The following is a 13,166-nucleotide window of genomic DNA, read 5'->3' as shown; positions in this document are numbered from 1 at the left end:
TTCAAAAAGCGATTCAAAAAGCAAATGCTATTCCATCATCTGCAACAATAATTGCAAATAAAGGCGCAAACGAAGATAATGCAAACGAATTTTACATCAATATTGATCGCCGTCTGATCAAAATTGAATTTGCTTTCGTCAATATTATAGAAGCTAAAGGAGATTATATTCATATCAAAACGGAAAACAAAAACTATGTGGTCCACTCAACCCTTAAAAAAATAGAACACAAATTACCTAAAGATTTGTTTTTGAAAGTGCATCGTTCCTTTATTATCAATACAAAAAAAATTATTGACATTGAAGACAATAGTGTCTTAATTGGCAAAGACGTCATTCCTGTAAGTCGCGCCAATAGACCAGATTTAATGAAACGACTGAACTTATTGTAGCATTTTTATAAAAGAAAATACTACCTCTTTAATACTAAGTTGAAAAAAGCTGTTATTTCTCGTTTTTCTTCACTTTGAATACTGGTTTAGATGTCAACATCCACCTAAGACGCAAACCTACTTCTGTATATTGAAACCCGGCAGCAGTAGCAGACGCAATATTACTTTTAACACCATAAAAATTCGCCAAAAAACGATCTGAAAATTTATAGCCAAATTTAGCTTGCACTCGATAAGTCGATTGCTTGCTATCATTTTCAATGTATTGAAATCCTGTTGCAGCACTTAGTGTGTAAAAGATAGCATTGTTTTCAGCCGATTTTTCATCTTTCAAAAAATCAACAAAAATCTCATAAGCATTAAATTTACTTGGACTAAAATAAATTGTTGGCACTTGTTTTTGAAAGGCAATAAATTGATAATTAAAGCCTGCTTTCAAAATTGGTTTTGATAAAAAATTATAATATAATGAGGTAAATAATAAGTTTCGCTGGTTACTATCACTTTGCGCGCTGTAATAATATTGTGTAAACCATCCTAATTTGAAGTTTGTGCCAATATTATAATTGAAATAAAAATTATTAGCTGTTATCTCTCTACTTACCAGATCAGCATTGAAGTTCTGAATATCTCGCTTATACCCTAATTCTAAATCCTGCAATTTTAAGGGCTTTATTTTGAAAAATACGTCTACTAATAATTGACTATAATTACTAACGAAAGATCTTGCATTACTTGAACCTACTAAAACATTAAAATTTATTTTGGGATGAAATTGCCATTGTGCGCCGACCTTGAAGTCATTAGAGACTGCCGAATTTTTAGTGACTGTATTTTCAGTTTTTCTGTATTGATACATTCCTAAAAAAGCCCATTTTGTCGATATTGGAAAATTCAAAACTGTATTATTAGCGTAGGCTTCATTTTTTCCATTATCAAATGAATAACTTATTATCTCCTCTACACTTGGTGTGAAATTTTCATTTATTTTTTTTAGAAATCCAATAGCATCTTTTTGGTTTTCAAATATTTTCAAGGTAGTATCAACTGCTTCATAAGCTTTTAAAGGTTCGCCATCTGCAAAGTAAGCATTCGATATTCCTAAGTTTCCATCAAATGATTTTGCATCGTTGACCAATATATTTTGGTAGTCAGCAATACTTTCTTTAAAATCACTACGATACATTCCTAAAGTTGCAGAAAGCGCTAATACCCAATTTTCATTGGGATTACTAATTTGGTATTCCTTTATTTTTGCTGCTGCTTCTTTGTACTTTCTATTCCAAATTAGTGCCTGAACATAGCGTTCTTTTGTTTGACTTTGTAATTTTATGTCCTCAATAAATTGGCTATTTTTTAATGCTTTTTTGGCTATAGATAAAGCTTCGCTATCTCTTTCGGCTATATGCGAAACTAATGACAATCCGTTTAAAGAAAACAAGCTATCCTTTTTGGATACTGCTAATTCTTGATATGCCTTGGTTGCATTTTTTTTATCCTTAGTGATTAAATAAATATTAGCTTTATTCATTAATGTTTCCTTGTCTTTCGGAAAATCCTCAAAATTTTCATCTAATAAAGAAAGTGCAGTTTTATAATCTTGTTGTTGTACCAATTGATTGGCGTATCCCATGCGAATGTATTTCTTAGAAACTAAGGCATTTGGATTTTTAACAGAAACTGCCAAAGCTTTATTTACATATATTAAAGCCTCCGTATATTCTTTTAAATTAGACAAAGTATTTGCATAGCCTAGTAAAGCCGGAAAACTTTCGGGATGCTTTGCTATCAGGCCAAAGTAATAAGGTTTTGCATCAGAATAATTTTTATTCCATAACATGCATTCAGCATAATTCAACTGGATTTCAAAATCATCTGGATACTTTTTTAGTAGTTCAGAAAAAATTACTGTGGCTTTTTCAGGACTTGAATTTAAACCGACAGCTCTACCGTAACATAGCTTTGCCGTTTTATTATCTGGATATGTCTTTAAAATTTTGCTGAAAAAATTTTCGGCTTGAGCAAATTCTCCTTTCTCTAAATTGTTAAAACCCTCTTGCATATCTTGCGCTTGGATTGATAATCCAAGGAGAAAGCAAAAAACTAAGACTATTTCCTTTTTAATGTTCATTTTTTAACATCTAATTTGTAATTAACTGCAAGTTAAGCATAAACATTGATTATCCCTCTACAGTAAACTGCCGATCATCGAAAAAATAAAAAAAAATCTTACAAGCAACTTAGATTTGTATCAGAATTAAGAAACAAAAAAAATAAATATTAATTATAAATAACAGATGAAATTTCCTGAGTATGTAATACTATCAAGAAAAGAAAGAATTTTAAAAGCTGTCTGAAAGATGACAAACTAAAACACTATTTTATTTCACTTTTGTCATTGCCATTATCCTGTTTACACCAATATCATGCCACTATTGCAGTTACTTCCAGAATTACAATTCCGTTTACTGTTGGACTTTTGCCTTTTTAAAAATCAATTTTTAAATTGCCAACAAATTCAAAAAAGACCTGCTAAGTACCAAAAACATGATCGCCTTTTTTGCCCCAAAAGCTGTAAGCTTTTATCCAAATTAAAATCAGTAAAGGCAATGTAATTCTAGTAAAGACTATCGTAAAAGTTAATTCAATGGCAAACAAAAAGACGCTTTTTTTTATTTAAAAATTAAAATCAATAATTTATATACAAAAAAGAAGGTTTTTTTTTGCCTTCTGAGTCGATGAATCCAAACTGTTTTTGTTTGTTTTTTATCCATGGCCATTTTCCGGCAACTTTATCTGGAACTGTTGGAAAATCATATAAAGTCCAGGATACAAATGCAAGTTGTTTCTTTTTGAATATAGATTGCATTTTTTTATGATAATCAGCCTGATCTTCTTTTGAATTGCCAAACCAACTCCAAAGTCCTCGATTGGATGAAAGTCCAAATTCTTGCATTACCAAAGGCTTTTTGGCTGCTTTTTCTAAAACAGTAAGTTTGTCTTCAAAAAGTGAAATATCTTGATAATAATGATACGATACAAAATCTACCTTATCTTTTAGTATCTCTCCCGATGCAATATTAGAATATCCAATAGTGACCAAATGATTAGGATCGAATTTCTTGACTGCTGCAATCATTTGTTCCAGCCACGGCTTTACATTTTGTTCTCCACGGGATTCAAAATCTAAATCAGGTTCGTTTTTAATATCCCACGCAATAATATTTTTGCAGTCCTTAAAAGTCGTTACAATTTTCTCTGCATGTCGATGCGTTAAAGTCCAGCTTTCTGGAGAATAATCTCCATAAAAATCGAATAATGTAACAATTACAGCTAGTTTTTTTTCTTCTGCCAAGTCTAAAACTATTTTTAGCTTGTCTAATTTATCTTGCGGAATCTCTGCTTTACCAAATTCTTCATAAGGAACAAAAATCCTAATCGTATTGAGTTTTACTTTTCTAATAATTTCAAAGTCAGCGGATATCGTATCTCTATTAAATTTATTTCCAAACATATCCCAAGCAGAATTTTTAGGATAATAATTAATGCCTTTTATGATATAGGGAACACCATTTTTTAAAATTTCATTTCCTTTTACAGTGTATGTTTTTTTATTTAATTTAATAGCAACCAAACTACTTTCTTTTTGCATCCGAACATAATGTCGAATACGCCAAAACCCATCCTCTAGCAGCATTAAAACCTTATAGTTTGCGGTATCCCGAACAGAAGTTATAAGCTTGTTATCTTGATAAATATTTTGAAATTCAACTACATTTTTATCGGTAAAAACGACTTGTTGGCCGTCTTCGCTATAAAAATCTAAGGATACATGATGTTCTATTGTCGTACTCTGGATTGAAATTTTTTTGGCCCTATTATAGGCTATAATTTGCTCTAATTGATTTCTAGAGCTTTCTGTAAAATAATCGTCAATTCCATCACTGACATTGTTTTTGAGAGCATTATTTTTTATTACATAAGAAAACAAATAATGTTTCTCAATTTTCTGGATAGTTTGATTTTCCATCGGTCTACCTTTATTTTTTAAGGTTTCCCACGTTACTTTTGGTAAATATGTATTTGAGCTCTCTTTTTCTAAATGCAGCATCGAACTTCTATCTGCTCCCGAATTTAAGTAGCCCAAAATTTCACTCATCCCAAATAATACCAAAATATTAATTGCAATAAATGAAACTATTAAAATTGCCCGATAATTATTTTTATTGTTAATTACTTTCATAATTTTTTTCTTCTACTTTTTGAATACTTCCTAAGGTTGAAATTTCAAATGAATATTTTTTTTCTTTATAATATTCAGATGAAATAGTAAAAACAGCATTGCCTTTTACGCTATCTTCTTGCAAAGTTGCTACAAGTTGATTATGATGATACACTTTTAGAGTCACTTTAATTCCGTCTGGAACTAACTGATTCATAAAACTACGCAACGTACCTACTATTATAGTGCGATTATCTTTTGAAAATTCAAATTCAATTTTCGGATTGATCGGTTTGTAGTTGACTGCTATAGAATTACTTTCTGCTATTCCCGCTACATACGCTTTTACAGTATAAACATCTTGGTGATCAGGATGTAAAATTTGAGCGGTTGCAACTCCGTTTATTGTTGTTCCAAATGATTTTAAAACCATATTATTAGCAGTAGTAATCACAAAGGAAACCATAGTTCCGTCGCTTACAACATTACCAAATTTGTCTTTAATAACAGCCGTTTTTAAGGTCGTAATTTGATTTCCATCAGCAAAATGATGATTTCTGGCAAATGAAATTGTGAAATTTGTAGCGATTCCAGGAAAAATTACAGCATCAAATTCTTTAGTAATTGTAGCATTGCATTGAGCAGAGACTGAAACTATTCCAGATTTTGTAGGGGCATCAATTATTTTCCAAGCAATAAGATCTTTCGTTTTTACCGTTTGAGCTCTAATAGCATTTAAAAACTGACTTCTAAAAATTACGGGAGTATTTTCAGGTTTCGGATTATCAAAGCAATCTGTCGGAATCGTAACGTACATTACAAAGTGACCATCTCCTACTAACGTACTTGGTGGACCTAAATAATTTTCGATATCCGTTTTAGTGTCGTTGTTGGGTAAAATTTCAAAGTTTCCCTGTAGTTTATTGTCTCCGTTTACAATCAAAAACCAATCAATACGACCCGATTTTTTAGCATAACTTTTAGGAAGGATAAAAGTTAATTTATCATTTTTTATAGCACCATCTAAAAGTGTTTTTCCTAAAGAATGAATTAAAAATAACTTCGGTTGATCTGACAAATTTACCTTAAAATCTAAAGCTATATTGGCACCCGCGATAAAGGTCTTCTGTTGCGTCATTAGTACAATAGTGCCCGTTTGTTTTTTAGGCAATAAAGTGACTGATACCAATAATATGGTAAACAAAAAAAAACAAAATATATAGATTTTATTCTTCATTATCTAGGATTTCCAATGTAATTATTGATTTCAATTTTAATAAAGGAATATCCTCTATGTCCTTTAACCCTTTGCATTTGGGCACTTTCTTGTTTGTTATTTCTTACTGGAATTACCGCACGAGCAAGAGCTTCTGATTTTAAACCATTTACGAAACAATTTTCTGTAGAAGATTTTATAATAACAGGCTTCAAATCTCTAGGCAAATTATACGTAAAATATTGCTTACGCTGAATTCGAACGCCCTCTTTTATAAACTGATGATCAACATAAACCAATTCTTTTTTGTCATTGTAATACGAAAATAAAAGCTCTGAAATGGTTACTTCTTGAATTCCGTAATTGAATAAAGTCCCTTTGATCTGGTTATTATCTATCACTAAATCTGAAATAGCAACCGAATTATACAAGTCGGTGGTCGCTACATTTCCTGCACTTTGAATATCAAATGTGCTGGGAATATTTTTCAATTCTTTTGGTGTAAATTCATCGGGGTTAAAAGTTGTCGGCTTTACATCAGTTGGCTTTAACCACGCAATATCTTCAAAATTCACCTTAAAACTCGTGACTTCTTTTGGCATCAACTTATGTTTAATATTATACTTCGCGTTGAATACGGCAATCGATTTATCATTTCTGTCATATAAAGTAGCTTTCAAGACCACATCTGCAGGGACATTATCTATATTTTGAACTTCACCAATCACAATATATTGACTGTCAATTTTTACCAAACTTGCCGATATAATTTCTAAATCTGGTTGGCGCAGTACATCTTCATGATAGGTCTGCTGGGTAGTTATCTTTCGTCTCCCTTGCTTGTAATACGAATTAATATTCTCTGAAATAAATTCGTCCGGAGGAATATCGGTATCTTTTTTATCTGGAATGATAAACCATTTCCCGTTTATTTTCTGAACGTCATGTATGTACTTTTTTTCAATTAATTCTAATGGTGTAACCCACTTGGTCGTTGCAATAACTCTAGCTTTGTCTTTACTTTGCTGAACAATTTTAGTTTCGATAGCATCTAACTTGGCGTAAGAATTAAGAACACCATCCGAAACAGAAATTTCCAGCATAAACTGAGCCACCGAGTATTCTTTATTAGGAACAACATAAGAGTGCGCTTTATCATAAAACTTAAAATCTAGAGCATCATAATATGCTTTTACAACATTTTCAGGACTAATCTGTGCAGCATTTTTGATGTAAATGCGATATGCTCCAAAGCTTATAATTAGTAGTAAAATTCCTGTCCAAATGTGTAGAAATTTTATCATCGCTCTTGGAAAATTAGCATAAATAATTCCATATTTATTAAAAGAAGGTTTCTCTAAAGGCTTTATTTTTAAGGCCTGCAACCAAATCATCTGAACATTAAGTATAAAAGCCATAAGAATGGTTAACATTGGAATAATTCCCCACATTAATTTCAAATAGATCGGCACTTCATCTTTTGGAAGAATTTTAGACAAGGGCTGCACATTTAGTTTTTCCCACACCATTATACCATTTTCTAATTGTGATAATCGATGCCAACCGCAGAAATAGAGAATTGGATCGTAAAATTTATCGTTAGAAAAAACATATTTCAAATTATATTTTTCAGGAACCGTTAGAAATTGTTGCAATGAACCAATACCTTCAAGTCCTCGAAATTTGGAGTTTTCCAGCCGTTCTACTGCACGAGAAGTCAATTCTGGTAATCTTCTTGCCGAATGGTAATTTCCATCAACCGTCATTGCCTTTGTTTGTGTCGATAAGTAGGCCATCTGATCACCAAAACCTAATGGCAAAAACCTCCAGTGATCGTGTTGATCCTGATTTAAGAAATTGACAATTGGTAAAAAGTTAATTTTTTGCGGTTGCAATGGTCTAAAATACCCTAACGTCATGGTGAAAACTGCAAAAAACAAAAAGCAACCAGCAAATAATCCGCCTAGGATCCTCCGATAAACACTACCAAATTTTACTTGCAAAGCCGCTCTTAAGTCACCTTCAACTAATCGGTACACAAATTCACCAAAAATGGGCAAACTCATTATAGAAGCCCAAAGTGTAAAGCGATCTAAGGTTAGGATATTAAAAGCATTTTTTCCTAAAATTGATAAGGGAATTGGAGTTGTGCCCCCAGTCCCTAAAACAGTTAGCAAGGTTAAAGATAATCCGAAAAAAATATACCTTTTGCTGTAATATCTATAAAATATATAAGGCAATATAAAAAGTAATATTCCCCAAGGTATTAAGAAGAACATCAAGCCCGAAGAGGTTACTTCTATAAAATTATCGCGACTCCCATGCGGAATAGGAACCTGAGTAATGGGATTGGCTCTAGAATTAATCCAATAAGGCAATATACAAAATACTAGCAGAAAAACGGCGCTACCACAGAAAAGAATAATCCGTTTTAATAATGATAGAAATGTTTTGTAGAATATTTTGAATGTGATTTCCTTGAATGAATTGACATTTTCGCGAGCGGTATCCATTACTATCATCCCGATTAAAGGCGAAACAAAAAATACCATCCCAAATAAAGGTGTAACATGATGCGAACAAACAGTTACGGCCATCAAAGACAAAGATGTGTAGTAATATTTCTTTTTTCCTGTTTTGATAAAAAGATAAATCTCTGGAAGCGCATGCATTAAAACAGAAATTCCAATAATACTCGGTAGCTGTCCAAAAATATGCAATGTTTCGACAAAAGAAGAAGAAGCAACCGCCAGAATAGCAGAATAGCCTGCAACTGTTCGATTTCCTGTTATTAAAAGTGAAAATCTAAAAGTTCCTGTAATGAATAAAATAATCCCAACGATGGCCACAGTAAACATACCAAATTTCAAACCTCCAATTAAAGAAAGTAACCCAATGGTTTGGTGCACTAATGGAGGATAACTCATCACATTAAAACCCGTATACCAACTATAATTCCAAGGTTCAAACCAACTGTGGGCATAATGATTTCCGAAAAACATGTGAATTAGAGCATCGTAAGTACTTTCTAAAGTAAAAAAAATAGCGCTGCCATGGAAAGTCAATCCAAAAAGTAAGGCTACTATCAAATATTTATTAGAAGTCTCTTTCAATCACTCTTGTTTTAGATTATTGTTTTTGTAAATATAGCGATATCCTTCTATAGACGAAAACAATATAACTGTACAAAATGTCCTTTCATCGAAAGAAACACTACCAAACATCTAAAATATCGAAAAAAGTCATACAAGAGCACTAATTTTACATCATAATAATAATCTAAAAATAATGACTACCACAATGATGAAATGAGACTATTTGTAGTGATGTTATTTTATAAAAAACCATTGTGTGTTTAAATCTTTTGTCGAAGATCTGTTTAAAAGTACTGTTTAATTTCGAAAATTACAATTCATAATAAATATGTTGGTTTAGTTAATTGTTGCCAAAAAGGAATTTATCTGATAGATTCCTTTTTATTTTTGTTAAACTTTTCTTATTTTTATTATATTTGTTTGTAAGAATCAGCTTTTTAAAATTTTATTTTACTATTTATTTAATACCACACACTTGAATTGAATATTAAAAATACTTATAAAAAGATCACTGCGGAGAATTTTTTTATGCTTACAATTTTATTTGTAAATACAGGCAATTATTTGTACAATCTGCTCTTAGGAAGGATACTTGGTCCTTCTGCGTTTGCTGACGCTGCGATCTTAATAACTTTGCTTTTAGTATTGTCTTTTGTTGGAATGACATTTCAGGTTACTGCGGCTAAATATGCCGTTTTGCTAGAAGGAACGCAATTGCATATTTTTTTAAAATTTATTTTTAAGTATGCACTCCTCTTCGGTGTAATACTGGGATTTACAGTAGTAGTATTCAGTCATCAATTGCAAGAAATTTTTAAAACCAAAACGTCACTAATGTTTGTTTGGTTTGGTTTGGGACTTCCAATGTATTTTATAATGAGCATTAATAGAGGTTTATATCAGGGAAAAAATGATCTGAGAAATTTGTCAAAAACCTACTATTTTGAAATGTTATGTCGTTTGATTTTGACACTTTTGTTACTCTACCTTTTACCTCAAATTCAATCTTCTATTATTATCGCACTAGGAATTTTAATTTCATTTGCCTTTGGTTTGATTCCTTTTCAAAAAATAATTAACAGTAAAAACAAACAGACTCTAAGTGACAATTTAGATACAAAATCCATTATAACATTTTTCGCTCTAACAGCCTTCTATGAATTAACGCAAATCATCATTAACAATAGTGATATTATATTGGTTAAACATTATTTTGATAATGAAAGAGCGGGCTTATATGCTTGTTTAGCATTAATAGGTCGGGTAGTATATTTTGTCGCTTGGATGTTTGTAATGCTTCTTTTGCCTAAAGTAATACAGTTAAAAAAACAAGGAGCAGAAACACTTCCGATTCTATTAAAATATGTTTTATATATTGTTTGCTTGTCTACAATAATTGTTTTAAGTGCACTCTTATTTCCTGAAATTGTAGTGCGATTAATGTTTGGCGAGAAATATCTGCCCATTGCTTTCTTGTTGTGGAAATATGCATTGGCAACTTCTATTTTTGCCATTGCAAATATTTTTGCCTACTATTTTCTTTCTATAAATAAGTATGTACCTGTCATAATATCAGCCTTTCTGGGACTTGCACAAATAATACTAATAGTCCTCTATCATAATTCACTCGAACAGGTTGTTGTTATGCAAATCATCGCGATGGTGGTATTATTATTATTTCAATTGTTTTTTTTCTTTTTTAATAACAATAAAAAGTAACATTTTAGATATGAAAGTAGCTGTAGTCACTGCATTTCCCCCAAGTAAAGTTACACTAAATGAATATGGTTATCATTTGGTAAAAAACTTTGTTCAAAACTCAGAAGTAGCCGAATTAATTTTATTATCCGATAAAACATCTGAAGCGAAACAATTAGACTTTGACCAAAAAGAAAAGGTAAAAGTAAAAGAATGTTGGAGATTTAACAGTTACACCACTATTTTTTCTGTTCTTAATGCAGTTCGAGAAGAACAACCAGATGTGATTTTGTTTAATCTTCAGTTTGTAAAATTTGGAGATAAAAAAACACCTTCTGCCTTGGGATTATTGTTACCCATGATTTTGAGATTTTTTGGATACAAAACAGTGGTTTTATTACATAACATTTTAGAGCAAGTTGATCTAGAAAAAGCAGGATTCACAGAGAGTAAATTCATGCAGAAGATCTATAATTTTATTGGAACTAACATTACCAGATGCATTTTGAAAGCCAATAAAGTTGCTGTAACTATTCATAAATATGTGGATGTTTTAAATGCTAAATACCATACCCAAAATGTAATGCTAATTCCACATGGGACATTCGAATCAGTCAAAAATCCTAATTTTGAAATTAAATCTGGCCCTAAACAAATTATGGCTTTTGGGAAATTTGGAACCTACAAAAAAGTCGAAATTTTAATTGATGCAGTCGAAATTGTTAGAAAAACAAATCCAGAAAAATTAGAAGTCGTGATTGCTGGAACAGATAGTCCAAACACACCTGGATATTTAGATGCAGTACAAGAAAAATACAAAAACGTTGAGGGAATAATTTTTACCGGCTATGTTGAAGAAAATAATGTAGAACGAATTTTTACTGATAGTACAATTGTGGTATTCCCTTATACATCTACTACTGGCAGTTCTGGAGTTTTGCATCAAGCAGGAAGCTACGGCAAAGCAGTTATCATGCCTGATTTAGGTGATTTGGCCTTGCTAATTAAAGATGAAGGGTATAAAGGAGAATTTTTTAATCCGGAAAGTGCCGATTCTTTAGCTATAGCGATTGACAAAATTATTTCAAACGATACCTATCGAAAAGAATTAGCAATTGCTAATTTTCAGGCTGCAAGCGCCCTATCAATGGACAAAATTATAATGATGTATATAGAATGTTTTAAATCAATACAATAAACTTAAATGTAATATTATGAAAATACTAATAGTAGATGATCAGCAATTGGTCTTGTTGTCTTTAGAAAAATTGCTAAGTGGTTTAGGATATGAAGTTATAAGTACAGACAATATAATCGATGCCATAGCTAAATATGACAGTGAAAAGCCAAATTTAGTTATTGTTGACATTAATATGTCTAATCTCTCTAATACAGAATCTTTAAATGAGCATCAATCTGGTTTGGAGGTAGTCAAACATATCAAGCAAATCAAAAAAGACAACACTCCTGTAATGGTTTTATCTGGTAATACTGATGAAGAAGTCATTATAAAAGGTTTTGATTTAGGTATTGATGACTACATGAAGAAGCCTTTGAGTTTAAGCGAAATTGGTGCGAGAGTAAAAAGATTAATAGGCTCTACTATTGAAAAAAGTGTTACGGAAAAACCCAATTCGAAAGAGCGATATATCCAAAACAAGTGTATTGGAGTTGTTATTCCGTGTTATAACGAGGAAACTCGTTTGTCTAGTGATGAATTTAAGTCTTTTGTACATAAAAATTTAGGTTACCATTTGTGTTTTGTAAACGATGGAAGTAAAGACAATACACTAGCTGTATTGCATGAATTAACAAAAGGAAAAGAAGAATATATTAGCGTGTATGATTGTGAAAAAAATGGTGGAAAAGCCGAAGCTGTCCGTCTGGGAATGTTACACTTGGCCAAGCAAAATCAATTTGATTACATCGGTTTTTTAGACGCCGATTTATCGACCAATTTCGATGATTTTCAAGATTTGGCAGATACAATTTATAACTCTAAATACAAATTGGTTTTTGGCTCCAGAATTTCAAGAATGGGAGCTGATATTACCAAACAATCCGCAAGAGCTATTATTAGCAAAACTATAAATTATATCATTAGAAAAATTCTTGGAATGGAAATTAACGATACACAATGTGGCGCCAAAATAATGACAAAAGAAATTATAGAAAAAACCTTTAATGAAAAATTCATAACAAAATGGGTTTTTGATGTAGAGATTTTTATGCGGATGAAAAAAATATATGGCTCTACGAAGACTCAAGAGTTAATTTTAGAAAAACCCTTAAACAGATGGATTCACATGGATGGTTCGAAATTGTCATTTAAAGATTCCATAAAAATTATTGGCCAAATTGGCCAAATCGCAATTCATTACAGGTAAAAAACTACCACCAGTAAAGTATAGAGCAAGTTAAAACCATAACTTGCTTTTCGCTTTTTTATTAAATAAGTACTTTTATGACAAACGGTTAAAGATTATTTTGACTCTATTTGTTTTTTAATATCTCTGACATATAATAGGAGAATGTAAAGTATG

General features: G+C 31.4%; 8 protein-coding genes. 4 read left to right on the top strand and 4 right to left on the bottom strand.

The window, feature by feature from the left end:
• Positions 1–392, top strand: a 392-nt coding sequence (locus tag B0A64_RS11995) for a LytR/AlgR family response regulator transcription factor (RefSeq protein ID WP_133083318.1), incomplete at its 5' end; no start/stop codon positions are given.
• Between the two features lie 52 nt (positions 393–444).
• On the opposite strand, the gene B0A64_RS11990 is transcribed toward B0A64_RS11995, so the two are convergent.
• From B0A64_RS11990 to B0A64_RS11975, 4 genes are all read right to left on the bottom strand, one after another.
• The gene (locus tag B0A64_RS11990) at positions 445–2,523 is read right to left on the bottom strand and encodes a tetratricopeptide repeat protein (protein WP_089479758.1); all 2,079 of its coding nucleotides are present in this window, start codon (positions 2,521–2,523) and stop codon (positions 445–447) included.
• A 558-nt stretch (positions 2,524–3,081) separates the two neighbouring features.
• Positions 3,082–4,635, bottom strand: coding sequence for a cellulase family glycosylhydrolase (locus tag B0A64_RS11985; protein WP_089479757.1), 1,554 nt, complete (start codon positions 4,633–4,635; stop codon positions 3,082–3,084).
• Entirely contained in the window at positions 4,622–5,851 is a 1,230-nt protein-coding gene (locus B0A64_RS11980; protein WP_089479756.1) for an Ig-like domain-containing protein, read from the bottom strand. Before B0A64_RS11980 ends, B0A64_RS11985 begins: the two co-directional genes overlap by 14 nt.
• Positions 5,851–8,943 (bottom strand): hypothetical protein, encoded by a 3,093-nt coding sequence (locus B0A64_RS11975; protein WP_089479755.1) that lies wholly within the window; start codon positions 8,941–8,943, stop codon positions 5,851–5,853. Before B0A64_RS11975 ends, B0A64_RS11980 begins: the two co-directional genes overlap by 1 nt.
• Before the next feature lie 462 nt (positions 8,944–9,405).
• Here B0A64_RS11975 and B0A64_RS11970 point away from each other — a divergent pair, with 462 nt between their 5' ends.
• The 3 genes from B0A64_RS11970 to B0A64_RS11960 are packed head-to-tail and all read left to right on the top strand — an operon-like array spanning position 9,406 to position 13,010.
• Positions 9,406–10,644 carry an MATE family efflux transporter gene (locus B0A64_RS11970; RefSeq protein WP_317045002.1) on the top strand — a complete coding sequence of 413 codons (1,239 nt, stop codon included), beginning with the start codon at positions 9,406–9,408 and terminating at the stop codon, positions 10,642–10,644.
• A 10-nt stretch (positions 10,645–10,654) separates the two neighbouring features.
• The gene (locus tag B0A64_RS11965) at positions 10,655–11,821 is read left to right on the top strand and encodes a glycosyltransferase (protein ID WP_089479754.1); all 1,167 of its coding nucleotides are present in this window, start codon (positions 10,655–10,657) and stop codon (positions 11,819–11,821) included.
• Between the two features lie 16 nt (positions 11,822–11,837).
• A complete protein-coding gene (locus tag B0A64_RS11960) occupies positions 11,838–13,010 on the top strand; it encodes a response regulator (RefSeq protein WP_089479753.1) in 1,173 nt (390 codons plus the stop codon).
• Positions 13,011–13,166 lie beyond the last annotated feature (156 nt).

It is taken from the genome of Flavobacterium araucananum, from assembly GCF_002222055.1.
In the GTDB taxonomy this organism is placed as follows: Bacteria; Bacteroidota; Bacteroidia; order Flavobacteriales; family Flavobacteriaceae; genus Flavobacterium; species Flavobacterium araucananum.
The sequence above is the reverse complement of the archived record's forward strand: the minus strand, read 5'-3'. Positions and strand labels throughout refer to the sequence as shown.

Coding starts and splice junctions, on each gene's coding strand:
- B0A64_RS11960 (WP_089479753.1), top strand. CDS start 11,838: ATGAAAATACTAATAGTAGATGATCAGCAATTGGTCTTGTTGTCTTTA.
- B0A64_RS11985 (WP_089479757.1), bottom strand. CDS start 4,635: ATGAAAGTAATTAACAATAAAAATAATTATCGGGCAATTTTAATAGTT.
- B0A64_RS11965 (WP_089479754.1), top strand. CDS start 10,655: ATGAAAGTAGCTGTAGTCACTGCATTTCCCCCAAGTAAAGTTACACTA.
- B0A64_RS11980 (WP_089479756.1), bottom strand. CDS start 5,851: ATGAAGAATAAAATCTATATATTTTGTTTTTTTTTGTTTACCATATTA.
- B0A64_RS11990 (WP_089479758.1), bottom strand. CDS start 2,523: ATGAACATTAAAAAGGAAATAGTCTTAGTTTTTTGCTTTCTCCTTGGA.